This window comes from Coleofasciculaceae cyanobacterium (assembly GCA_036703275.1).
Classification (GTDB): domain Bacteria; phylum Cyanobacteriota; class Cyanobacteriia; order Cyanobacteriales; family Xenococcaceae; genus Waterburya.
Genome location: DATNPK010000025.1, coordinates 93,960 through 118,452, shown reverse-complemented (window position 1 = coordinate 118,452; position 24,493 = coordinate 93,960). Strand labels below are relative to the sequence as shown.

Annotated in this window: 18 protein-coding genes; 10 read left to right on the top strand and 8 right to left on the bottom strand. The window is 39.6% G+C overall.

Annotation, left to right across the window (positions count from 1 at the left end; genetic code table 11):
- The first annotated feature begins 512 nt into the window (after positions 1 to 512).
- From V6C71_05710 to hxpB, 5 genes are all read left to right on the top strand, one after another.
- Positions 513 to 2,462: a pentapeptide repeat-containing protein gene (locus tag V6C71_05710; protein ID HEY9767991.1), complete on the top strand. Its 1,950-nt coding sequence runs from the start codon at positions 513 to 515 to the stop codon at positions 2,460 to 2,462.
- Between the two features lie 166 nt (positions 2,463 to 2,628).
- A complete protein-coding gene (locus V6C71_05705; GenBank protein HEY9767990.1) occupies positions 2,629 to 4,848 on the top strand; it encodes an EAL domain-containing protein in 2,220 nt (739 codons plus the stop codon).
- Positions 4,849 to 5,312: 464 nt separating this feature from the next.
- Positions 5,313 to 6,965: an NAD(P)/FAD-dependent oxidoreductase gene (locus tag V6C71_05700; GenBank protein HEY9767989.1), complete on the top strand. Its 1,653-nt coding sequence runs from the start codon at positions 5,313 to 5,315 to the stop codon at positions 6,963 to 6,965.
- A 108-nt stretch (positions 6,966 to 7,073) separates the two neighbouring features.
- On the top strand, positions 7,074 to 7,412 hold the full coding sequence (locus V6C71_05695) for a hypothetical protein (GenBank protein HEY9767988.1): 339 nt from the start codon (positions 7,074 to 7,076) through the stop codon (positions 7,410 to 7,412).
- A 154-nt stretch (positions 7,413 to 7,566) separates the two neighbouring features.
- Positions 7,567 to 8,223: a hexitol phosphatase HxpB gene (gene hxpB, locus V6C71_05690; GenBank protein ID HEY9767987.1), complete on the top strand. Its 657-nt coding sequence runs from the start codon at positions 7,567 to 7,569 to the stop codon at positions 8,221 to 8,223.
- Here the strand turns inward: hxpB and bcp are convergent.
- The 7 genes from bcp to V6C71_05655 all read right to left on the bottom strand — a co-directional run bounded on the left by bcp (position 8,192) and on the right by V6C71_05655 (position 16,460).
- Positions 8,192 to 8,692 (bottom strand): thioredoxin-dependent thiol peroxidase, encoded by a 501-nt coding sequence (gene bcp, locus V6C71_05685; GenBank protein HEY9767986.1) that lies wholly within the window; start codon positions 8,690 to 8,692, stop codon positions 8,192 to 8,194. The two genes, hxpB and bcp, sit on opposite strands and share 32 nt — an antisense overlap.
- Before the next feature lie 613 nt (positions 8,693 to 9,305).
- On the bottom strand, positions 9,306 to 10,721 hold the full coding sequence (locus tag V6C71_05680; GenBank protein ID HEY9767985.1) for a TldD/PmbA family protein: 1,416 nt from the start codon (positions 10,719 to 10,721) through the stop codon (positions 9,306 to 9,308).
- Between the two features lie 61 nt (positions 10,722 to 10,782).
- The gene (locus V6C71_05675) at positions 10,783 to 11,229 is read right to left on the bottom strand and encodes a hypothetical protein (protein ID HEY9767984.1); all 447 of its coding nucleotides are present in this window, start codon (positions 11,227 to 11,229) and stop codon (positions 10,783 to 10,785) included.
- Positions 11,230 to 12,074: 845 nt separating this feature from the next.
- Positions 12,075 to 13,256 carry a M20 family metallopeptidase gene (locus V6C71_05670; GenBank protein HEY9767983.1) on the bottom strand — a complete coding sequence of 394 codons (1,182 nt, stop codon included), beginning with the start codon at positions 13,254 to 13,256 and terminating at the stop codon, positions 12,075 to 12,077.
- Between the two features lie 37 nt (positions 13,257 to 13,293).
- Positions 13,294 to 14,019, bottom strand: coding sequence for a Stp1/IreP family PP2C-type Ser/Thr phosphatase (locus V6C71_05665; protein HEY9767982.1), 726 nt, complete (start codon positions 14,017 to 14,019; stop codon positions 13,294 to 13,296).
- A gap of 82 nt (positions 14,020 to 14,101) precedes the next feature.
- On the bottom strand, positions 14,102 to 15,835 hold the full coding sequence (locus tag V6C71_05660; protein ID HEY9767981.1) for an AarF/ABC1/UbiB kinase family protein: 1,734 nt from the start codon (positions 15,833 to 15,835) through the stop codon (positions 14,102 to 14,104).
- 253 nt (positions 15,836 to 16,088) lie between these two features.
- On the bottom strand, positions 16,089 to 16,460 hold the full coding sequence (locus V6C71_05655) for a hypothetical protein (protein ID HEY9767980.1): 372 nt from the start codon (positions 16,458 to 16,460) through the stop codon (positions 16,089 to 16,091).
- A 194-nt stretch (positions 16,461 to 16,654) separates the two neighbouring features.
- Here V6C71_05655 and V6C71_05650 point away from each other — a divergent pair, with 194 nt between their 5' ends.
- The 4 genes from V6C71_05650 to V6C71_05635 all read left to right on the top strand — a co-directional run bounded on the left by V6C71_05650 (position 16,655) and on the right by V6C71_05635 (position 21,226).
- The gene (locus tag V6C71_05650; GenBank protein HEY9767979.1) at positions 16,655 to 18,265 is read left to right on the top strand and encodes a mechanosensitive ion channel family protein; all 1,611 of its coding nucleotides are present in this window, start codon (positions 16,655 to 16,657) and stop codon (positions 18,263 to 18,265) included.
- 195 nt (positions 18,266 to 18,460) lie between these two features.
- Entirely contained in the window at positions 18,461 to 20,143 is a 1,683-nt protein-coding gene (locus V6C71_05645) for a BON domain-containing protein (protein ID HEY9767978.1), read from the top strand.
- Between the two features lie 194 nt (positions 20,144 to 20,337).
- On the top strand, positions 20,338 to 20,688 hold the full coding sequence (locus V6C71_05640) for an OmpA family protein (protein ID HEY9767977.1): 351 nt from the start codon (positions 20,338 to 20,340) through the stop codon (positions 20,686 to 20,688).
- 10 nt (positions 20,689 to 20,698) lie between these two features.
- Positions 20,699 to 21,226, top strand: a complete 528-nt coding sequence (locus V6C71_05635) for a Rab family GTPase (GenBank protein ID HEY9767976.1) — start codon at positions 20,699 to 20,701, stop codon at positions 21,224 to 21,226.
- Between the two features lie 77 nt (positions 21,227 to 21,303).
- On the opposite strand, the gene V6C71_05630 is transcribed toward V6C71_05635, so the two are convergent.
- Positions 21,304 to 21,945: a transaldolase family protein gene (locus V6C71_05630; GenBank protein HEY9767975.1), complete on the bottom strand. Its 642-nt coding sequence runs from the start codon at positions 21,943 to 21,945 to the stop codon at positions 21,304 to 21,306.
- Positions 21,946 to 22,128: 183 nt separating this feature from the next.
- Here V6C71_05630 and dnaK point away from each other — a divergent pair, with 183 nt between their 5' ends.
- Complete coding sequence (gene dnaK, locus V6C71_05625) at positions 22,129 to 24,465, top strand: molecular chaperone DnaK (protein HEY9767974.1); 2,337 nt, start codon at positions 22,129 to 22,131, stop codon at positions 24,463 to 24,465.
- Positions 24,466 to 24,493: the final 28 nt, after the last annotated feature.

Here is a 24,493-nt window from a genome sequence, read left to right as displayed (position 1 = left end):
CATAAATCATCTGTCATATTTCAAATTGAAATTAGTATAAATTATGTATTCTCGATTCGTTATAATTCTCCAATTTTTACAACTTCTTGGCTATATTGGTTCGCTTATTGTTGCAGGCATCTATGCAACATTTGTGCCGCTTTTGAGCTTTTGGATCTATGCCATATTTTTTTGCATCCTTAACTACACAGGAACTCAAACCATTATTGCAGTTATCGATCTGCTAAATCGAATTGAAATCAACACTCGAAACTCAAGACGAAATTAGGCTTTTTGCCAGTTTATTTACCAGGTTAATCTAAAAGAGATTTCCTAACGTTTTGATGGCGCGTATTTTAGGTTTTTAAAGGATGTCCTGAGATGTTTTAAACTACAAATATAATACAAAACAAAAGTTGAACCTGAAAGCAATTTTTGTCCATCTCTTCAGTTTTTACCTACTTAGATTAACTAGTTGCTAGTTAGTTAGTCATCATCGATAATTCTCTAAGGTAAAAGAGGATGTCGAGATTATGGTGACTGTAGCTCAAGGATTAAGAATTTTTATGGCAACTTTTTTGCTCATATTTATTTTTGCACCATTACAGGCAAATGCACAAACTGAACCACGTAGCTATTTAACTAGAGAAATACTTCAAGATAAAACTACAAATTTAATTCAGCTAGAAGGTGGGGATACAATTGATTTAAGCAATTATATTATCGATCTTTCTAATTTGGATAGCGAATTAAATCGGCAATTTTACCAGATAATTAATAATACTATTAGTCGCGCTAATAATGTTATCAATCTCAATTTTGATAATTCAATTTTTCAAGGCGATTTTAAGCTCAACCAGTTAGGTATTGCTAGTTCTTTAGGAGAAGGAGCTTTGTCTTCGTTGTTTACTCCTTTAGAACAAGATAAAATTAATCAATATTATCCTTTAAGTATTAATGAAGCCAAACAAATACCTAGAGTCAATATTTTTCGAGGTCGGCTATACCTCAATAGTACAGTATTTACAGGACAAGTAGACGGATCTAATAGTTTATTCCTACAGTCACTAACAGCAAATACGGCAAATTTTCAGAAAATAGTTAAGCTTGATAAGTCTATTTTTGGTAAAACAGTAGACTTTAATCAGGCTATTTTTAATCAAAATGTCGAGATATCTCAAAGTCATTTTTTTGCTAAAGTTAAATTTTCGCAAGCCCAATTTCAGGAAACTGCCGACTTTAGCCATAGCCAATTTGAAGGATTAGTTGAATTTAAAGAGGCTATATTTACTCAGATTGCTGATTTTACTCATAGCGTATTTATTCAGCCAGTTGATTTTAGTAAAGCCATGTTTCGCGATCGCCTTATTTTCGCTAAAAGCAAATTTTTAGATTCACTAAGCTTTATTAATAGTACCTTTGAGAAAACTATTACCTTTCGTGATATTTATCTCAATTCTTTAATTAATTTACAAGATGCTGATTTACTAAATCGACTTGATTTTAACAATGCCTTTTTTACTCCCCAGGCAAACATTAATGTTTCGGGATTAGCTTTTGATGCTACAGAAGCTAAAATAACCGGTCAACCTGGAATAATTGCTCAGTTTATTAATGTCAATCGTTTAGAGGGAAACGAAACTGTATTAGATAATTTAATTCGTAACTTTCGCAGTTTAGAACAAATAGCTGATGCTAACTATATTGAATATCAACGAGAACAACTAAGAGTCAAACAAATAGGCGATCGCCTGATTAAAACTTCATGGCAAAAAACATTTACCTGGGCTTGGATTAGCTTAATTTCTCAGTGGTTAAGTCTAAATTTGTTACTGCTATTAGGAGACTATGGTACAAACATTAATTTAATGTTCAGTATTGGGATTATTATTATTGCTTTCTTTAGTCTTTTGTTTTGGCTAATCGATCGCTATCGCCCGAATATTTCACAGCCAGTTATGCCTAGCCGCTACGAAATTATCGTTATTTCAGGTAGCTATTTAATTTTGACTATATTTAGTATGCTCAATATTTTTATTGCTACCGATCAACCTTGGTTGACTCTAATAGCGATCGCTATTGTTCTAATTCCCATACCAATATTAATAGTTGGCATAATTTATCAACGCGGTAGATATCATCAGCTATTAAATACAACTTATTTTGTAGAAAATGGTGAATATCGCGAGTTTAGACTGTTAATTGGGCGTTTGCCGATTATGCCTCGATTTACTTTTTACCGCGATCGCTATATGCCAATTTTATGGGAAAAACGTTGGAGTTGGCTCAATTATTATGACTTTAGTTTAAACAATATTTTCAAACTAGGATTCAACGATATTCGCTTGCGCGATCGGCATTTACCAGGCTTAATTTCTCTTCTAGTTTGGTATCAATGGTGTTTAGGCGTTTTATATATTATCCTGTTACTTTGGACGCTTTCTCGCACAATTCCAGGCTTGAATCTCTTAATCTATTTCTAATAAGTACTAGACTTATCTTATTTTGTGGTTTTTTATACACAGCTATAATACAGTTTTTTAGCTTTTTTCTCAACCAAGTTTTTCACTCTATTTGAGCGATTACGGTAAAATACATTAAGATATAGTTTATATATTTTTTTGTAACTCTCAATTAACAGCTACAATCATGTTGCAAGATAGTCAGTTATCGAGTACGCCTCAGTTATCTCAAGCAACTTTTGATGCTTTTGATAGTCAAATCGCGCTGTTAGATCGTTCAGGCGAGATCGTTGTCCTCAATAAAGCCTGGAAAAACAATTCAATTAATAGTTGTCTTTCAAAAAACACCAGTGTTGGAGAGAACTACTTAAATATATGTAAGTGCAGAGTTGGTAGAGATTGCAAGTTACTTAAACAGATTGCTAGAGAGATTGAGGCGATCGCCAACTTAGAAAAAACAGAGTTTAGATTTAACTATAGTAACGAGCATCTCAATCAAAAAAACTGGCTAGCCATTCATGTCAAACAAATTAAACAAGGTGACTGGTTTGGAGTTCTGATTATTCAAGAAGATATTACTAAATATATGCAGACAGAATTATCTTTGCGCTCTGTAGTTGAGGGAACAGCAGCTGTAACTGGTGAAGATTTTTTCTACTCTTTGGTATATCATTTGAGTTGCGCCCTTTCAGTTAGTTATGCGTTTGTAACAAAATGTATAGAGAGAACCATACCAGAACGTGTCTGTACTTTAGCTTTCTGGTGCAAAGAAGATTTTGGTCAAAACTTCGAGTACAACATAGCCAATACACCTTGCGAGCAGGTTATTGGTGGATTGTCTTGCTATTACCCTAGAAACTTACAAAACATTTTTCCTGAAGACCACGATTTATACAGGTTAAAAGCTGAAAGCTATGTTGGTGTTCCTCTGATAAACTCATCGGGAAAAATTCTGGGACACCTAGTCGTAATTCATGAGCGTTCGATGGAGGATGGTTCAATCGAACTATCAATCTTGAAAATTTTTGCAGCAAGAGCAGCAGCCGAACTAGAACGTCAAAAAGCCGAACAAAAGCTAGCTTATGATGCGTTGTACGACCGCCTTACCGATCTACCCAATCGTCACTTGTTGAGTAATCACCTCAATCGAGCTTTAGAAAAGTATCGACGGGATCGAAACGGCAAATTTGCCGTTTTCTTTTTAGACTTAGATCGTTTTAAATATGTCAATGATAGTTTAGGTCATAAGAGTGGCGATCTGCTTTTAATGGGGATCTCCCAAAGATTAAAAACTTGTTTACGCAAAAGCGATATTTTAGCCAGACTGGGTGGCGATGAGTTTGCGATTCTGCTCGAAGAGATCCAAAGTTTAGACGAAGCGACTAAACTTGCAGCGCGAATACAACAAAGTCTGCAAACTCCGTTTCATTTAGGCATACACGAAGTTTTCACCAGCGTCAGTATTGGTATTGCTTTTAGTAAGCCTGGCGTAGATTCTCCAGAAGAATTGTTGCGTAATGCTGATATTGCTATGTATAAAGCTAAAGCTTTGGGCAAAAGTAGGTATGAATTGTTCGACGAGACTTTGCATGTTCAGGTAGTAAACCGACTGCACCTAGAAACTGATTTCCATCATTCTCTCAACCGAGGAGAATTTCGACTGCACTACCAGCCGATTATTTCTTTAGTCGATGGTCGAGTAACTGGTTTTGAAGCTTTAGCCCGTTGGCAGCATCCCCAAAGAGGTTATGTTGCTCCTGAAGAATTTATTGCCCTTGCAGAAGAAACGGGAATGATTATTCCCCTTGGGTGGTGGATTTTACAAGAAGTTTGTTATCAGCTTAGGGAGTGGCAAATTCAGTTAAATAATTCTAGTTTAACGATGGGAGTTAATATTTCTCAAAAGCAGTTTTCTCAACCTCGTCTGCTCGATTCACTAGTTCAAATTCTGCAAACAACTGGATTAGAAGCTTACAGTCTGCGATTAGAGATTACCGAAAGTCTCTTAATGCAAGATACTCAAGCAACTATGCAGACTTTAACGCAATTGAAAGCTTTAGGTTGTCAGCTACATTTGGATGATTTTGGTACAGGTTATTCTTCTTTAAACTATCTTCACAGCCTACCGATTGATGCCCTAAAAATCGACCGTTCTTTTGTCGAAGCGATTGATTCGGAGGGTAACAATAGCGAGATTGTGGAGGCTATTGTGATGATGGCTAAAAGTTTGGGGTTGGGGGTAATTGCCGAAGGAATTGAAACTGAAGCTCAACTAGCTAAATTACAAACTCTCCAGTGTCTTTACGGACAAGGCTATTTATTTACCAAGCCATTAGATGCGCGATCGCTTCATACCTGGTTAAATAGCTGGGCTAATAATCGAGCTTTTGTGTTTAATAATAACTAGTTTTGCTACGGGGAGGTAAGAAGCTCTATCACGGACGACGCGAAGGACGAGAAGCGCATTCATTGCGGGAATAACGGGGTTTACCCCCCGAAGCACCTTTTGATCCCATCAAGCCCCCATTCATCCCGTCAGGCGGGATAATAAGGATAAACGGGATCGAGATAAGAAGCTAATCCGTGATTGGCAAGCCGCTTCGCATATAAGAAGTAAAAGTAAGAAGTATCAATTTATCGGCTTTTGAGCATTTCAAATGATAAATATATTTATTCCTACGTTTAATAGATAAAATAAGTATTTTTATCAAATTATTTTCACTTAAATATTTTCACATAAAAGTTATTTAATTTAAGTACTCTTACTCAAATTTTAGAGTTTAAATCTTTGAATTTAAGTAAATACCTCATTATCAAAGCAAAACATTAAGGCTATTCTTTGATTGTTCCAGTATTCTACTTAGGTGAACAATGAGTACTAACACTGAACTTTATGGCGATCGTTTCAGAAAGAGTTTACAAAGCGAATATCAGGTTGCAGTAATTGGTGCTGGACCTCAAGGTATTCTCTATGCTTCTTGGCTCAAGCAAGCACGTCCCGAACTTCAAGTAGTGGTTCTAGAAAGAGAAGAAAAACCTAAATTTAAGATAGGCGAAAGTACTCTTTCAGGCTTTTGTAAAGCATTACGTTCTGTAGGAATTTCCCAAGAAGCTCTAGAGCTATTATTTTTTCCTAAAAATGGCTTAGGTTTCTTTCACGTTGATGAATCAATTGAAAATGTTACCGAAGCACCAGAATATATTTTAGAAACATTTGATGAAACTTTTCAGGTCGAACGACGCTTACTTGACGGTTTATTGATTGCTAATGCTCGTCGCTTGGGAGTAGAAGTAATTCAGGGCGCACGTGTGGATCTGGCTAATTCTCAACTTAGCGATCGCGCTAACACAATTGCCTATCGACACCAGCAACAAAAATACGAACTCAAATCGCAATTAGTAGTAGACGCTAGTGGTACTGCCAGCGTAATTGCCAGACATCTCGGTTTATATAACAAAGAAGATGTAGATTTTCAAAGCAACGCAGTTTGGGGTTATTTCAAGAACGTAAATCGCCTAGGCGATCGCACTGACTGGCCAAATGTAGCGCAGTTTAGCCGTGACGAGTATACACAACATTTTTGCTTCCGCGAAGGTTGGATGTGGTACATTCCCTTAGTATCTTGGGAAAACGTACCCGATGCTGGGGATGACTCGATGTTAAACCGTTTTCTTGGTTCAGAAGAATTGCCAACCAAAGAAGAACTAGCTGCCCTGCATGGATGTCCTGAAGAAGATATAATCAGCATTGGTATGGTCTTACGCCAAGACCGCGACCCTAAATTTGCCCAAGGTCGTAAAGTTGCATTCGATCACTATGTCGAGCAATACCCAGCGATTGGGGAAATGCTTGAGGGGGCAGAACTAATCTCCGATCTTTATGGCACTCAGCAGCCTCTAAGAGCACGTGCTAACATTCGTGGCTATGCCGAACAAGTTGTTGGTGATGGTTGGTTGAGTATTGGTGAAGCTGCCTTTTTTGTCGATCCTCTAATTTCACCTGGCTTGACTGGTGGTGTAGCGACTGCTTATTTTGCCGTTCAAAGCACTCTTAAAGCGATCGATCGCAACAACTTCTCTCGCAGTACTTTTGCCGATTACGAATCCTTTGCTGGCAAGCTGTATGAAGCCTTAGAGCGAGACAATCAGCTAGTCTATATGTCGTTTAATCACCCCAAGGCGATCGAGTTAATTCAACGTTTCCAAGAAATTGATGCTCGAAGACACTTCAATCAGCATATTATGTCGGACTATTGTTTAGCTGATACTAATGTTTGGGGAATTCTCAATCCAATCTATCAATCATTGCAAAAGCAGCTTTGGCAAATCATGCGCCAAGCGGAGATTACCGTAGGCAAAACCAAAGCAGTCAACGAGCAATCAATTGAAGACTACGAGTTGATGGTAGAACAAATTCAAGCTTATTTAGCTAATTATTTAGATAATCACTCAGAATTGACTCCCTACATCCTTCAAAATGAGGTAACTGAAGAGTTAAAAACTGAATTTGCTTGTATCAATTAGTTTCTTTTTCTTGGGTTTAGTATCTTTTGTTAAATTAAAGATACTTTTGAACCAAATCGTTGTCTAATACAATTATTTAATCAAAGTTGGTGAGGGAGAATTTTTAAAATGCCAGTATCACAATGGTTAAGAATAAAAGAGATTAACGCCCGTTTTAGAATTAGCCAAGAAGATTGGCAACCAGTAACAATTTTACTAAATGAGAACGGCGGAAGATATGTAACTCCTGATGGTAATGAGGAGGGAACATTGCAATATATTGCTCATGGCGATCATCCTTCAGGGGGAGAAGTGCTTGTTTTACACTGGCAAGAACACAAAGGGCCTCTCGAAGGGAATACAGGCATAGATACTTTATGGTTGCAACCCCAGGGTGATGCAATTAAAGTAGTCTGCGGTACATTTTTTTTCAATCGCAGTCATGAGTATGGTGAAATAAGCGGATAATGTTTAAATAATACGCCGATCTGCTTATCCGTTGTTTATTAAAGATGGATGAGCCAGTGGCGTTAGTTGGTAAAATATTTGAAACAGAAATAACACAAAATGTGGGTGTAGAGTAGTAGTTAATCATTAATAATGAACAACTAGCCCGATAAAAGTGATTAAAGCAGTAATTTTCGACATGGATGGTTTGCTGATCGATTCTGAACCTCTATGGCAAGAAGCAGAAATGCTGATCTTCAAGCAGGTAGGAATTACGCTTACCCTTGAACTATGTCTACAAACTAAAGGCTTGAGAATCGATGAGGTAGTGAACTACTGGTATCAAAAATTTCCCTGGACAAATCTGACTCAACTAGAAGTTGCAGAATTAATTGTGGCTAAGGTAATTGAGTTGATTCATCTTAAAGGACAACCACTAGCAGGAGTAGATCGTGCCATATCTTATGTAAAGCAGAAACAGGTAAAAATTGCTTTAGCTTCTTCCTCTGCATCTAGAATTATCCAAGCTGCATTGCACAAGCTTGATTTGACTGATATGTTTACCGAGATCTATTCAGCGGAATCAGAAATTTTTGGCAAACCCCATCCTGGAGTTTATTTGACTACTGCTAGTAAATTAAACGTTTCTCCTCAAGAATGTCTGGCTTTAGAAGACTCTTTAAATGGCGTATTAGCTGCCAAAGCTGCCCAAATGAAGTGTATCGCCATACCAGAGCAGTTACAGCGTAATAATCCTCAATTTGCGATCGCCGATCTTATACTTAAATCCCTCGAAGAATTCAATGATCGAGTGTGGAACAGTTTGATTTAGCTAATGCCTGCAATTCTTGTAGCACTTTCTCGACATGAGCTTTGACTCTGACTCGATCCCAAACCCGAGCAATTTTACCATCGGGAGAAATCAAAAAAGTAGAGCGTACTACTCCCATGTATTCTTTGTCCATAAATTTCTTTAAGTGCCACGCGTCATATGCTTCAACTACCTGATGATCGCGATGGCTCAATAGCTGAATCGATAAATCTTGTTTAACAATAAACTTACAGTGAGATTTCTCCGAATCTGGACTAACCCCAATGATCTCTGCACCTAATTCTTTAAATTGAGCTGCATATTCCGTAAAGTCCTTAGCTTCTGTAGTGCAGCCAGGGGTATTATCCTTGGGATAAAAATATAATACCAGCCAGCGATCGCTTTTATCTTTGAGACTTACAGCATTACCATTTTGATCTGGTGCTGAGAAATCTGGCGCAGTCTCTCCAATCCGAGGGATATCAGTCATTTCAACCAGGGGCAATTATCAACTTCAAAATAATACTCGATCTTATACTAAATCCTGTTTGGATAGAACACTTTCAAAAGTCACAAGTCAGCTAGTAGTACCATGTCTAAGCTAGAAGTACTGAGCTAATTCCCCCAAGCTTGGAGGTTAGGGGGCTGAAAATAATTTTAATACCCAACAAATTAATCTGGACGTTCTACTACTAGCTGCTAGCACGTCTTTTATTACATTTGAGAAATGGTATTAGCTTTAGATTAGAGGCTAGCTAATGCGCGATCGCAATTAAAATTAATTAATAACACCTATTTACATTCGCTAATTGAGCTAAACTAGTCTATATTTCAGTAAAAATAACTAGTAATTGAAAAAACTCGCCAATAAAATCATCGTAAATATACTGTTGTAATTCAGTTAAATAAATAAGATGATAAATTCTAGTAGTAAACAAAGGCTATTTCCAATCAAATATTTTGTGACCAAGCTAGTTAAAAAACTCTTCATAACTAGCTTATCACTCGGTCTTGCTCCAGAACCCAGTCGTAAAAAACTGGGTTTTTTTCTATTTGAATAATATTGTAGCCTTTTACACTAAAATGTCGCCACTTAATAGTCATTAATCAGAATTACCACCAATGGTTACATCTTTAATTCTTAAACTTGGCCCGCCACAGCCAACTGCTAGTCCTGATTGTCCTCCTTTACCACAACCGCCAGACTCATCCCAATAAAAATCATCGCCGATCGCTTCGATATTAGCCAAGGTTTTGAAGACATTTCCTGAGAGAGTTACATCTTTGACTGGTTCTGCCAGTTCACCGTTACGAATCATCCAGGCTTCTCCCGCACTAAAGGTAAACATTTCCCCGTTAGTCATTCCACCCAGCCAATTACGCGCATAGACTCCTTCACTGACATCTTGAATCAAATCTTTAACAGGCGTTTTCCCTCTAGCAATCCAGGTGTTGGTCATCCGTACAATAGGCGAATAGTGATAATCTAAGCAGCGCGCATTACCCGTAGGCGTTTCTCCTAGCTTGCCAGCAGTCTCGCGAGAATGCAGTCTACCGACTAAAACTCCATCTTTAATTAGCTGAGTCGTAGTAGCAGGAGTAGCTTCATCGTCATAAAAATAGCTACCTCGATGGATATAATTATCTTCCGACTCAATTGGCGCAGCTCCATCAAAAATCTGTAGCTCTGGAGAACCAAAACGTTTGCCCATGCTCATTACTTCTAACAGGTCAGGATTTTCATAAGCCAGATCGGCTTCGGAGAGATGACCAAAAGCTTCGTGAACAAACAACCCGGTTAAGATTGGGTCGATAACTACGGTGTAGATATCTCCCTGAATTTTTGGCAAAGTTAAAGCATCAACCGCCCTTTGTGCTGCACTAATTACCTGTTGATCTAAACTAGTTAAATCTTCATAAGCCTGTCGGGAACCTGTGGTTTCTCTTCCTGTTTGAATTATGTTGTCTTTTCTAGCCGTAGCTGAAAAGCGCATTTCCATATCTGACCAAGACTGCTCAATGACGCTCCCTTCGGATGTCGCAATGATAATCTTTTGCGAATTATCTCCGTAGCTAACGGTAGTGGCAGTGAGACAATCATGATAACCACGCAGCAGGTTGTTATAGCGATCGCACAAAGCCTTTTTAGCTGCCAAAGAGATGTTTCTGGGGTCGCTTCCTCTTAGGGGAACACGACAAACTGTTTGGATCGGTTCAACTGGTGCTAGGGTGGTTGACAGTTCTCCTACCATTCTCGCCGCAGCGATCGCTTCTTCGATTCTAGCGATTAAACTTGTTAGATCGTCAAACGCGGAAAATCCCCAACCGCCACGATAGCAAGCTCGAACCTGTCCACCTAAAGCGATACTTTCACTCAAGGTTTCTATTTTATTGGTTCGTAATAAAATATTAGTTTCTTCGCCTTGTTCCAAACGAATTGTCAGAAAGTCAACGCGATCGCGATATTTAGCAATTAATTCAGTCAGTCGATTTTTATGTTCGGCAAATGAGTCAGACATAGCAGTTATTAATCGGCGTGAATACTAGCTTATCTCATTTGTCTGAATTTGCATTTTGAGCTTAGTTTTTCAGCCAGGATAAGCATTGATATAACTTTCGATCTAAATATAAAGATTGAGGATAGTTGGCTGCCAAGTCCATAGCTTCTAAAACAATTTCTGCATCGCTTTGTTTGGTACAAAAAGAATTAACTCCAAGAGAATAAAGCAGCTCAATTACTTCTGGGTGTTGATAATCACTCCAATGTATCAGGCTGGTTTGGGGTGAAATTGCTTTAATCAAGGCTAAATTGTCGGTATTAGATTCCTCTTCTATATCAAAGAACAAAATATCAATCGCCATTTCCCCATACATCAAGGAAAAGACTTGCTCGGAATTTTCTAACAAGATCACTTGAAGATTAGGTCTTTTGAGCGTAATTAATTCGCTTAACTGCCTTCCTTGTTGTCTATTAGGTTCAACGATGACAATATTTAGCGATTTTATCGCAAAAATCTTGTTTAACATAAATTTTAAGCAAATGTTTTTGGGTATATTTATCTAAATATTATTACCTAGAATAATATCCAGTTTTTCGCTGCTTAAATATTTTCTTAGTTGGTTAATCTAAAGTTAATAAAAATGTCCTGTTTTTTAAAGCCTGTTTAAAGCTGTGTTTTTAATGTTCATACTTAATTGGATTTAAAATATTTATTCAAAACGCTTAAATAACTAGGCATTTTCTTTACAATCTGTTACAGTAGTACAAGTAATTTTATTAGTGGAGCAAAACATTTGATTTGCACCGTTAATAGAAATGCCGAAACGAGCTGTTTATGTCTTAATTCATTAAGGTGTTTGCTAAATCGAGGTTTTGACTAATTGCGAGCGCAATTATAGTTATTAATCACTTTGCTCTTGTTTATTGTTTATTGCTGAAAAAATCTTTGATTAGCAAACTAATTGATAAGTTTAGTTTTGGTGCCTGAGTTTCAATCATTTAATCAATTCATTGCCCCATAAAAACAGTCTCAACAATGCTAAATAACTCAGTTGAATCTAATTACTCAAACTTAATTGTTCTTGAAAAAAGCCAGACAGGCTTTTCGCAAAAGATAGCAAATCAGGCTATTCAGTCTTTAAATCAATTTAGCTTTATCAATATAGGTCAATGGGTACTTTTGCTAACACTAAATGTAATCTGTTTTACCTTTATGGTGTTTGCCTGTGTCTGGGTTATTTAGGCAGCAAAAGTAAAGTTTTGCTTAAATTAGGCTCAAATATGCTCAAAAAAATCTTAATTGATAGCTGTTAAAAAAATGCCTGGTCAATACTACTTTTTAAACATTTTTCAGTGGAGTATGTCACTTAAGTTAGGCTGCTGCCTGCCAATACTTATAAGCAGCATAAGCCATGGTTACCACTCCAGTCAGAATAGCATCTTCATCCACTTCAAACTTAGGATGATGGAGAGGATAGTTAATTTTGTTGTGGTGTCCGACTCCAAGACGAAACATACAGCCAGGTACTTTGTCTAAATAAATAGAAAAATCTTCTGCACCTAAAGAAGGGTCTGGCAAAATCTGTATACTATCATCCCCCCAGGCTTCGCGAGTAGCTGATTCAATAATCTGAGTTAGGGTTTTGTCGTTTTGTACCGAAGGAACTCCTCTACGGTAATCTACTTGGCACTTAGCACCGTAAGTTTGGCAGATACCTTGAATAATATTCTCAACCCATTGAGGTAAATTGGCATGGCTTTCGGGATGAAGCGATCGCACTGTTCCAACCATCCGCACGTGGTCGGCAATTATGTTAGGCGCTCTACCGCCTTCTATTTGCCCTATAGACAAAACAATCGGATGCAATGGGTTCTGAGTCCGACTAATCGCTTGCTGTAGTGCGGTAATTACCTGAGCCGCAATCCAGACGGCATCGATCGCCTGATGAGGACGCGCACCGTGTCCCGACTCTCCCTGAATGATAATTTCTAATTCATCCGCTGCGGAAGTTAATGCTCCATAGCGTATGCCAACCCGACGAACGGGAATTGAAGGAAATACGTGAACTCCATAGATCGCATTTACTCCTTCCATAACGCCATCTTCTACCATCCATTTTGCCCCCAAAGCAATTTCTTCGGCAGGCTGGAACAAAAAGCGGACATTTCCAGGCAGATTACTCGATAGCTGGGATAATACCATCGCTGTACCCAAACCCAAGGTAGAATGAACGTCATGACCACAAGCGTGCATAATTCCAGGTTTGCGTGAGGCAAAGTCTAATTCCAGATGCTCTTGAATCGGTAGGGCATCCATATCAGTGCGAATTGCCAAAGTACGGCGATCGCTTCCTGAACCTGCTAGATCGCCAATCACTCCCGTCTTGCCGACTGCTTCTTTGACATTCAAGCCGCAGGAAGAAAGTACCCCGGCAATGTAGGCAGAAGTCTGGTGTTCTTCGCCGCTCAATTCAGGATGAGCGTGAAGATGGCGACGGATTTCAATCAATCTTGGGGTAAATTTCTCAGCAGTGTTTTTTATTTCAGCCAGCATTTAGTTTAATTAACGATCGCGCATTCGGTATTTGAGCTTATTCTTGTTCGACAATAACCACTGTAATGTTATCCGATCCTCCTGCTGCCTTGGCTGCATCAATTAATTCTTGAGCGGTTTCCTGGCAGGTTTTTAAGTTAGCCAAAGCAGCTTCAATTTGCTCATCGGTAACTTCTTCAGTCAAACCATCACTACAAATTAACAGGCGATCGCCAGGCTGCACTTCAAATTCCTGAATATCAATGTGCTGCAAATCTTCTCGTCCTAAGCACTGAGATAGAACGTGCCTCCAGGGATGAAATTTTGCTTGTTCTGCATTAATCTCGCCTTTTTTCAGAGCCATACCGACCCAGGTATGATCGTCAGTAATTTGCTCTAATTGAGAACTTCGTAAACGATATAAACGAGAATCTCCTACATGAGCGCATAAAGGGTGTTCATCTCGAAAGATAAGCACCACCACGGTAGTACCCATATCGCGCCTTGCTGGGTTGCTGCGCTGATCTTGAATGATGCCTACGTTAGCTTTTTCCACCGCTTCTTTGAGTAGCACCTGTGAGTCTAAGGGAGAGTTCCAGTGCTGTTGCAAATAGGCATTAATTATTTCTGTAGCGATTTTACTCGCTTCTTGTCCGCCAGCGTGTCCTCCCATACCATCGGCTACAATGAAAAAACGTCCCAACTGATCGTCTACAAAGTAATTATCTTGGTTGGCTGTTCTGACAACTCCTGTATCCGTAAGACCTATAAATTGACGCTTCATAAACAGTTAGTCGATAAACTGATAAAAACCAAAGATCCAGTCAACATTTGCAACATTTTAGTGATTGCAGCCTGATATCTTTTTAGAACATACGGTCAATGCGATCGAGACGTTTTAGTAATCGCAGTAATGCCCATCCAGGCACAAGTGCAATCACAGCAGCGATCGCTGCCAAGATCTCAAACTCACTAACCAAAAGAAGAGTGGCACAAATAAGTAGCGCACTGAATAATACAGTATAGTTCGTTCCTAGTTGAATGGCACTTAGGCGACGCATAACCCGTTCCGATTCAAGAGAACGAACGCGAACTCGCAAATCTCCTCTTTCTAATTTATCTATTGTATCGTCGATTCGTCCAGGTAACCCCAGGGCTGCTGACCCGACCTGTGCTGCCTGTCTACCTAATTCATCAAAAATTGTACTACCGTTGGAGCTATTGCTTTTAGTCATAAGCTTCATTGCATAGGGTTGAGCTACTTCCATAAAGTTGAATTCGGGATCTAGACCTTTGCCAACGCCTTCTAAAGTAGAAAAGGCTCGCATCACAAAAGTAAAGGTAGCAGGAAAGCGAAATGGTTGACCATAAGCAATTTCATACAAATCTTCGCTAATTGCGTCTACGGACTGTTCTTCAAAAGGCTTGTCCATAAAGTTATCCAGCATAAACTGGATCGAACGCCTGACCGAACTCATATCCCCCGTCGGTACTAATGCTCCCAAATTGATTAGCGAGTTAACTACTTTGTCGGAATTTTTTTGTGCCACTCCGACTAAAGTGTCCATCAAGCCTTCTCGAATATTGGTTTCGATCTGACCCATCATGCCGAAATCATAAAAAATCAAAGAACCATCTGTATTTACTGCAATGTTTCCTGGGTGTGGATCGGCATGGAAAAAGCCGCCATTGAGTATCTGCTGTAAATAAGCTTTTGCTCCCAGCCTTGCTAGTACCTTGCGGTCTAAACCAGCAGCTTCGATCGCTTCGTAATGGCTAATTTTAATGCCTGGCATATACTCTAAAGTCAATACCTTAGGAGAAGTGTATTTCCAGTAAACCCGTGGTACGCAAACCCAATCTTCGCTTCTAAAGTTACGACGGAAAGTATCAGCGTTGCGACCTTCCTGGAGATAATCAGTTTCTTCCCACAAAATTCGGCAACATTCGTCATAAATTCCGAGCCAGTCGCGGTTTTTACCCCATTTGGGATGGTTTTGAAAATAGCGGGCAATCTGGCGTAATATAGCCAAATCTACGGTAAATAACTGTTTGAGTCCTGGTCTTTGCACCTTGACTGCTACATCCTCACCGCTATGCAGCTTCGCTCTATGCACCTGACCCAAACTAGCTGCCGCTAAAGGAATCGGATCGAAACTAGAAAACAGTTGATCGATTGGCTTAGAAAAATCAGACTTAACAGTTTCTTTAACCTGCTCATAATCGAAAGCAGGCACTCGATCCTGTAGCTTAGATAATTCTTCTACATATTCAATCGGAAACAAATCTGCCCGTGTAGAAAATAATTGACCAAGTTTAATAAAAGTAGGCCCTAACTCTAAGAAATTCTTTCTGATCCAAATAGCCTGCGATTTGCGTCTAGCTGCCTGTTTTTCTGGGGTATGCCCGCCAAAATAAGTCCACTTACGATTATCGCGCCAGTTACTAAACAGAAAAGAAAATGCAAAAAGCCAAATATCGATTCGGCGACGATTTCGAGAATATTTAGCTCGATTCCAGCGATAAGATTTAGTAGAAACTACTAGTACAGCTTTTGTGTCATCGGATTGGGATAGAACAGGCTTGAGTTCATTATTCACTTGCTCGGACTTATTCGACTCGTAATCTATTGAATTTTGATTGGGAAAAGCAGGAGACACTGAGTTTATAACAAAAAGTTAATTATGATGTTATTTGGTTAAGTAAGATTAACTAATCTAAATAGTAGCGACATATCGTCAAAAAGACAGTTAATTAACAGCAACACTTAGCTAGACAGATTAAGATTCATGGTTTAAAAAGCTTAAGAGCAAGGGATTGCTGAGATAGGCAATTTGCCTAATAAGATTTGTATTAGTTCGGATATTTTTTTAATTCCGCCCTTAAGGTAGCAATTTCAGCTCTCAGTCGATCAAGCATGGTCTGCAAATCATCTGAGTTGTTGCTACTGATATCAATATTAATTGTACTAGGAGCATTACCAGTACTACTATTATTGCTATTGTTAGGATAAGAAGGGGAAGAAGGATAAGAAGTGTTACTTACCGTACGTTCGGCTCGTAGCTGTACCTCTTCCATAAGTTGTCTTAAGTTTTCTCTTTGTTCAGCATCAAATTTGCCTAAGTCGCTCATCGTGTTAGTGAACGATTCTTCTAGCTTTTCGCTCATGACTTCTGCTAATGCTCTACCAAAAAAAAAGGCGTTGGTGACAGGGTTATTATTCATAAAGTAAAGAACAAAGTATTAAAATAGCTTTCGTAACAAATTATATCTCTATTCTTGGAGCTAGTAGTTATTAGTTAAGTGAGCTGGTGCTAACAAAATAAGCCAGTTGAAATTGTTATTGGTCATCAATCGTTAGATAATTTGCAGTTGAACTAAATATCAGGCTTATGTTGAAAACTAGTTGGCTTAAAATTATGTTCCGTAGACGATTAGTAGTCTTGGTTCTAACTTTAGCTTTTTATTTGCCCCTGACGGCTTCTGTCGGAGCGCAGCTGCCTTTTTTGCCGCAAATTAATTGGGAAACCTTCAACTTTAACCAAAATCCAAATAACGCTGTAGCTTCTGCTTGTGTGCGTCTTGATGGTCGCTGTGTATTTAGTATTTTAGATCGCAGGTCTAATCTGCCTCAGAGAATTAAATATACCGAGGAAAGAATTAAGGAGATTAGCCAGACATATTTCGCCCAAAAACGGGATCAATTGGAAGTTTATCCCGAAAATCAGGGAAGTCAAGAAAATATTTATGTGGCAATAGGCGATCGCCGATTCCCCGTGATGACTCTCGACTCGAAAGATGCTGCTACTAGAGGGGTGAATCTAGAACATCAGGCAGGAGAAATTGCCAATCAGCTCGAATCTGCACTAAAACAAGCCAGACACAAACGATCGCGATCGCAGATGATTAGACAGGCACAGTTAGCTGGAATTACTGCTTTGGTTATTTTATTCGGGCAGTTGATGATTACTGACGGTTTAAAACGTTCTCGAGAAGTTAAAGCCAAACTAGAGACTAATCAACTGCCTTTTCTTCGGTCTTTAGCTGATTATGTCAATCACAAGCAAAAGTTTAATCTGCGGTCAATACAATACGGTTTGTTACAGGTTTTTCAGCTAGCTTGGTGGTTAGGAGGAATTTTAGCCATTTTAGGTCTATTTCCCCAGACGCGATCGCTGCAAATTTGGCTAATTACTTTGGTTCGGATTCCCCTGCGAATTTTCCTTGTCGGTTTAACGACCTACATTTTAATCCGTTTAAGTAATATCTTAATTGCCAAGCTGAATAACACCGTGGCAGCAAACTACGTTTTGAGTCGAGATGTCCGTCGCCGAATTCAGGTGAGAATTACGACTATTACCCGTCTGATTGGCGGAATTATCGCCATTTTATGGATTGTATTGGGCATTTTGGCTGCTTTAGCCCTAATTGGAATCAACGTTACTCCTCTGCTGGCTGGTGCGGGTATTTTAGGACTAGCGCTCTCTTTCGCCTCGCAAAATTTTATCAAAGATGCTCTCAACGGCTTTTTTATCATCTTGGAAGATCAGTATGCTGTGGGTGATGTCATCGAGATCGGAGAATTCGCTGGGTTGGTAGAAAACTTAAACCTGCGCATCACTCAGCTTAGAGATGGTCAAGGCAGATTAATTACTATTCCCAATAGTGAAATCAAAACCGTAGCTAATCTTTCTAGTCAGTGGTCGAGAGCTGAAATTGATATTCCTATTGCCTACCAGGCCGAAATAGATCTGGCATTAGAACTAATTGGTCGGATTGCTCATGAAATGGATCAAGAATCCGACTGGCAAGAGCAAATTATTGAACCGCCTGAAGTTTTGGGAGTAGACAATTTCAGCGATCGCGGTTCGGTGGTTCGTATTTGGATTAAGACTGAACCATTAAAGCAATGGGCAGTTGCTCGGGAATTTCGTCGCCGTTTGCAGAAAGCTTTTGAGCAAAATAATATTCCTCTTCCCACATTACAACAGAAAATCTGGCTCGAGCGCTCAAAAGTGTCCAATGACTAAAATACACAAACCTGGGATTATTTTAGGTCTTTACCTCGATCTTTGTTCTGCTCTGAGCGTAGCTTTGCCGATATTGGTAGTGAATTCTAAATCTGTGTAGCTATATAATTACAAAAACATAATTATAAAAACATAATATTTAATGTTACTCACGCTTTAGGCTGACTATAGCTAGATAAATAGTGACAACAGTTTATGAATTCTTCTCCCGAAAATCTACCGGCTTCAGCTACCAACCAAAATTTAGCTTCACTTGACTTAGAGCCAATTGAAGATCTGATTAATTTTTTATTAGAGCGAGAAGTAGCTCAGGATGATTCTTTTTTGAAGCCAGACTCTGTCAATCATCTTGACTCATTGTCCGAAAATATTGAATTATCTTTAGAAGATGTATCACAATCAGATTCGACGCATGCCGGCTTTAATTATCCTGAAATCAAAGTTGAGATTGAGAGTGAATCAAAACCTACTTTAAATGAAGCCGTTGAATACGAAGCTTTCTTGCGACAAACAGTACCAAAATCTTCAAAAAATTATTATAACAATCCTAGTTTTCGTTCTATAGAGCAAGTTGAAGCAATAGATACCGCCCAGGCTTCGACTGAGGAATTGGCTGATGTAGTTAATAGCTTAGTTCCTTTAATTGTCGAACTACTCCAATTTAAGCTGGACGATTCTAAAGAGAGAGTCATTCAAACAGTCAGGCCTGTTCTCGATCAGCTAATTGAACATCGCGTAGCCGAAGACTCCCCCAAAATGGCAGCAGCGATCGCCAAAATTCTGCCTTCTGCTATTAGCGCAGAAATGAACCTTGACCCCGAAGCCATTGCCAGAGCGATCGCCCCAGAAATTGCCCTGTCGATTAGAGAACAAATTCGTCTGGATCAAAATGCTATTCCCCAGGTTTTAGGGCCAGAAATGGGCAAAGCAATTAAAGCTCAGATTGAATCGGAACGAGATGCCATGGTAGATGCGCTCTATCCTGTGATTGGCAGCACGATCTCTAAATACATGGTCAAAGTTGTGCAAGAGATCAATAGCAAAGTAGAAAGTACTCTCAGTCCTACTGGCATCAAGCGCAAAATACGAGCCAGAATTCAAGGAGTTTCTGAAACCGAATTGATTTTCCAAGAATCGGTCGGATATCAGGTACAGGCGATATTTCTCATTAATAAAGATTCAGGTGTAGTTATCCAAGAAATACAGCAACCAGGAGAAAAACAGCTTGATTGCGACCTGATTGGGGGAATGCTCACCGCAATTCGCAGCTTTGCTAATGACTGCATTACTTCTGGCTTAGAATTGGACTCAATCGACTATGGTGACTGGCAAATTCCTTTAGAAGCGGCAGGATATTGCTATTTAGCGGTAGTGATTCAAGGAAAACCAGATAAGCAATTTAGAAGCAAAATTCGCCAAGTTTTGGCTGAAATTGTCCTAGAATACGGCGATGACATTCAGGACTACAATGGTAACATGGTGACTATTCCTCTAGCAATTAGAACTAAGCTGGAGCAATTAAGCCAACAGAATAAAGATAAGCCACAAAAATCTTCGTCTCCACCCATGTTGTTATGGCTGATAATTTTGCTGCTTGGTTTGGTTTTTATTCCCTGGGGCATAGTCAATTATCGTGCCAAGATGGCTCAAAAGGTTGAACAAACAGCAGCTATTAAACTAGACGCAGTACCAGAACTATCTGTATATCGTTTAGACTCTAAAGTAAAAGATGGTAAATTAACCGTTAGCGGTAGAGTTCCCAGTGAATATCTCCGCGATCGCGCAGCCGTAATTACTCAGCAAATTGCCAGCCAAAATAACCGTCAGTTAAATAATCAAATCGCTACGGTCGATGTCCCGATTAACCCTAGCTTCTAGGAGGCGAAATCCAAAGGCTAACCAACCTATTTAATCGACAGCCCAAGGTAATTATTCAAACAAGTTATCAACCAAAAACTCTGATCATCAAGGGGTTTATCCTAGATCAATCTATTTATCAAGCTATTACTCAAGCTTTTAGCCAGATACCTGGAGTTGAGCGAATAATCTTTGAGGTGGAGGAGCAGCTACCAATGGTTGAGCAGCAAATTTATTTTGAATCTGATTCCGAGCGGCTAGATTTTGCCGACAACTTGAGTAAGATTAATGTGATTAAACAATTTTTGGATCTTTATCCTCAGCTACATTTAAAGTTAGTAGTACATAGCGATGGTCGAGGTTTAACTGAAATTAATCAAAAATTAGGTGAAAAGCGGTGTCAAGGTGTTAAAACTGCTTTGGTAGCCAGAGGAATTCAGCCTAATCGACTCGGTGCTAATTGTGACTCAGTATTTTTGCTTGCAAAAGCAGAAGACGAGCGAGCATTATGGTTCAACGGCTATGTCAGCTTCGAGCCATTTATTCCCACGAATTTGTTGCAATAATCAAGATTTAATGTCGATAATAACCAAAAAAATTTGTCTGCTAGGAGATTTTAATGTCGGTAAAACTAGTCTGGTACGACGTTTTATTGATGATAAGTTTAGTGACCAATATCTTTCAACAGTAGGAGTTAAAGTATCTCGCAAATCAGTCAAGATCGAGACAAAGTTAGATTGCCATCAGGTTAACCTTTTAATCTGGGATTTGGAAGGTCTTACCAAATTTAAGTCGATTACTCCTAGTTATCTTAAAGGAGCCAGCGGTTCAATTATTGTTGCCGATCTGACTCGTTCTGGTACGCTTGCCAATTTAAAGCAGCACATCAAATTGTTTCTTAATGTAAATCCTCAAGGGGTGATTATTCTCGCTTTGAACAAGGCAGATTTAATTTCGCCAGAAAAGTTAAGCAAGCTCATTGAAAATTATAGTAACTATAGTTTTCAGCAAATAGTTGGCATTTACACGACTTCTGCCAAAACAGGAGAAAAAGTTGCCGATATATTCGCTCAATTAGCTAAGGTAGTTACTATTTTTACTTGATGTATAACTACTTTTTGAGAATTTGACTACATCTGCCATCGTTCAATTTAATAATATAAGTTACATTGAGCTAAAAGCTAAGAGCTAAGAGAAATACCGATTCCATTGTTGAAAAACTCGGTTACGGTTGTTTGCGATAGCTCGTGGGCAGTCATTGCTCGCAAAATGTTCATCGGAACTGTAAGATGATGCGCTCCCGCTTGTAAAGTATCTGCTGCCTCTTTTGGAGACTTAATGCTGGTTGCCAAAATTTCTGTCTGGCTATTTTTTAGCAGACTGGACATTTCCTGTACTAATGCCAAACCATCTCCTAAAAGTCTGGTGGCGCGGTTAACATAGGCGATCGCATATTTGGCTCCTGCTTCTGAGGCGATCGCAGCTTGAACAGGACTATAAATAGCTGTTACAGAGCAGGGGATATCGGGAGAGAGATGGGCTGTTACCCGAAAACCTAATTCAGTAGCAGGAATTTTTAGCACAATCTTGTTGCCAATAAGTTCGGCAGCCTTGTTTCCTTCTGTAACCATTTGCTCAAAGTTAGTAGCGCATAGTTGATAATATAGTTCTCCTGGGCTAATATCTGACAACTGTTTAAGGCATTCTTCAGCAGATAAATCACTTTTATTCAATAAAGTGGGGTTGGTGGTAATTCCTTTAATCCAACCCATTCCTACTGCTGCTTTGGCTTCATCGAGCGATACTGAATCAAGATAAATCATAATTACCAAAAGTGAATATCTAATATTTCTATTTAATGCAGACCTATTACATCAGCCCTCAGTTTTTCTTGAAGTAAACTAAAAAGAATAAATCAAAAATATTATAGTGTTAACCTGCCAAAGCAAATTAAAACCTCGTAGTATATATATTTTGGGGAACGATTCTAGGAGACCATTGCACCCATGGGAAAAGTAGTCGGCATCGATTTGGGAACAACTAATTCCGTAGTAGCGGTAATGGAGGGTGGTAAGCCTATAGTAATTGCTAATTCAGAAGGAATGCGAACTACCCCCTCTGTAGTTGGCTTCAATAAAGATGGAGAATTAGTAGTTGGGCAGTTGGCAAGACGACAAAGCGTCTTGAATCCAGAAAATACCTTTTACGGTGTCAAAAGATTTGTGGGTCGTCAGTATGCTGAACTACAGCCAGAATCTAAGCGAGTTCCTTACACCATTAAGCGAGATGAACTGGGCAATATTAAAATTCGCTGTCCCAAGTTAAAAAAAGAGTTTGCCCCCGAAGAAGTCTCGGCAATGATCCTACGCAAGCTGGCTGAAGAGGCAGAACGCTATCTGGGAGAATCGATCACTGGTGCAGTAATTACCGTACCTGCTTATTTTAATGATTCTCAACGACAGGCGACCAGAGATGCAGGGCGGATTGCGGGGCTGGATGTACTCCGCATCATTAATGAACCAACCGCAGCAGCCTTGGCTTATGGACTCGATCAGCGTCGTCCTCAAACTATTATGGTGTTTGATTTGGGGGGCGGTACTTTTGATGTTTCCATCCTCGATATTGGTGATGGCGTATTTGAAGTTAAATCGACCAGTGGTGATACTCAATTAGGAGGAAATGACTTTGATCGCCGCATCGTCAATTGGTTAGCCGAAGAGTTCTTGAAGCAAGAAGGAGTGGATCTGAGAAAAAGCGATCGCCAAGCTCTACAAAGGCTCACTGAAGCAGCCGAAAAAGCTAAAATTGAGCTATCTAAGCTATCTGTTACCGAAATTAACCTACCTTTCATTACCGCCACCGAAGATGGTCCAAAACACATTGAAATCAAGCTAAATCGCGCTAAATTTGAAGAACTTTGTGGCGATTTAGTCAGTCGTCTGCGCCGTCCTCTCAAACGAGCAATTTCTGACGCTGGTCTTGGTCCAATGGATATTGATGAAGTAGTTTTAGTCGGTGGTTCAACCCGCATCCCCATGGTGCAGGATTTGGTTCGTAGCTACATCGACCTCGAACCCAATCAAAACGTCAATCCTGATGAAGTAGTAGCAATTGGTGCTGCCATTCAATCGGGTATTATGACCAATGAAATTAAAGATGTCCTCTTGTTAGACGTTACTCCCTTATCTTTAGGCTTAGAAACCATTGGCGGGGTAATGAAAAAATTGCTTCCCCGCAATACGACGATTCCCGTACGTCGCTCGGATGTATTCTCTACAGGTGAGAACAATCAGACGGTAGTAGAAATCCATGCTCTTCAGGGAGAGCGAGAAATGGCAAGTGGGAATAAATCTCTGGGTAGATTTAAGCTAACAGGTATTCCCCCTGCGCCCAGAGGAGTTCCCCAGGTTCAGGTATCCTTTGACATTGACGCTAACGGTATTTTACAGGTTACAGCCAGAGATAAAACTACAGGTAGGGAACAGGGTATTACAGTTTCGGGTGCTTCGACCCTTAGCGATTCAGAAATCAATCGCATGATTAGTGAGGCGGAAAAATTTGCTGAGGAAGACCGCGCTAGAAGAGAGCGAGTTGAAAAACGTAACCGCGCCAAGGCTTTAACCGATCAGGCGCAACGAAAGCTGAAAGAAGTAACCTTAGACTTTGGCAGTCAATTCGCTAGTTATTATCGCCGTCGGATTGATGTGCTGTGTGAAGAAATTCTTAAAAGTCTCGAACAAGATGATGAAAGAACTTTAGATCGGGCAGAAGCAGACTTACAGGACACTCTATATGAGCTTAACCGTGAGGTTAGGCTGCAATACGACGACGAAGATGATGACAACTTTTTTGGGGCAATTAAGAAGACTTTCTTAGGGGATGATGACAAGTTTGATGAGGACTATTCATACAACCCGCGCCAGACAGATTATTATGGTGATTATCCTGCGGACACGCAACGCGATCGCTATGGCTATCCTCCAGAACGCGGTGCAGGTCGAGCCAACACAGGATACGATGATAATTATGGCGATGGGTATGTTAATGAACCTCGTCGTCCTAGCAATGATGGCTACGGCGATCAACCTCGCCGTCCTGCTGCGGGATACGATGACTACGGCGATCGCGGTAGAGGTTATAGCAATCAATCTCGCCGTCCTGGTTATGAAGATCCTTATGCTAATTCAGACCCTTATGCACCCAGACGAGAACCGACTACGCCAAGAGGTGCCAGCAGCCGCGATCAATTTCCACCACAAGACCGTTACAATGGTCGCAATACTTCACCACGCAAGGCCTCCTATGAAAACGATTGGGATGATGACGACGATGAATGGTTCTAACGCAACGATTAATAACTAATAACTAACA

Coding starts and splice junctions, on each gene's coding strand:
- V6C71_05710 (HEY9767991.1), top strand. CDS start 513: ATGGTGACTGTAGCTCAAGGATTAAGAATTTTTATGGCAACTTTTTTG.
- V6C71_05705 (HEY9767990.1), top strand. CDS start 2,629: ATGTTGCAAGATAGTCAGTTATCGAGTACGCCTCAGTTATCTCAAGCA.
- V6C71_05700 (HEY9767989.1), top strand. CDS start 5,313: ATGAGTACTAACACTGAACTTTATGGCGATCGTTTCAGAAAGAGTTTA.
- V6C71_05695 (HEY9767988.1), top strand. CDS start 7,074: ATGCCAGTATCACAATGGTTAAGAATAAAAGAGATTAACGCCCGTTTT.
- bcp (HEY9767986.1), bottom strand. CDS start 8,692: ATGACTGATATCCCTCGGATTGGAGAGACTGCGCCAGATTTCTCAGCA.
- V6C71_05680 (HEY9767985.1), bottom strand. CDS start 10,721: ATGTCTGACTCATTTGCCGAACATAAAAATCGACTGACTGAATTAATT.
- V6C71_05675 (HEY9767984.1), bottom strand. CDS start 11,229: ATGTTAAACAAGATTTTTGCGATAAAATCGCTAAATATTGTCATCGTT.
- V6C71_05670 (HEY9767983.1), bottom strand. CDS start 13,256: ATGCTGGCTGAAATAAAAAACACTGCTGAGAAATTTACCCCAAGATTG.
- V6C71_05665 (HEY9767982.1), bottom strand. CDS start 14,019: ATGAAGCGTCAATTTATAGGTCTTACGGATACAGGAGTTGTCAGAACA.
- V6C71_05655 (HEY9767980.1), bottom strand. CDS start 16,460: ATGAATAATAACCCTGTCACCAACGCCTTTTTTTTTGGTAGAGCATTA.
- V6C71_05650 (HEY9767979.1), top strand. CDS start 16,655: ATGTTCCGTAGACGATTAGTAGTCTTGGTTCTAACTTTAGCTTTTTAT.
- V6C71_05645 (HEY9767978.1), top strand. CDS start 18,461: ATGAATTCTTCTCCCGAAAATCTACCGGCTTCAGCTACCAACCAAAAT.
- V6C71_05640 (HEY9767977.1), top strand. CDS start 20,338: ATGGTTGAGCAGCAAATTTATTTTGAATCTGATTCCGAGCGGCTAGAT.
- V6C71_05635 (HEY9767976.1), top strand. CDS start 20,699: ATGTCGATAATAACCAAAAAAATTTGTCTGCTAGGAGATTTTAATGTC.
- V6C71_05630 (HEY9767975.1), bottom strand. CDS start 21,945: ATGATTTATCTTGATTCAGTATCGCTCGATGAAGCCAAAGCAGCAGTA.
- dnaK (HEY9767974.1), top strand. CDS start 22,129: ATGGGAAAAGTAGTCGGCATCGATTTGGGAACAACTAATTCCGTAGTA.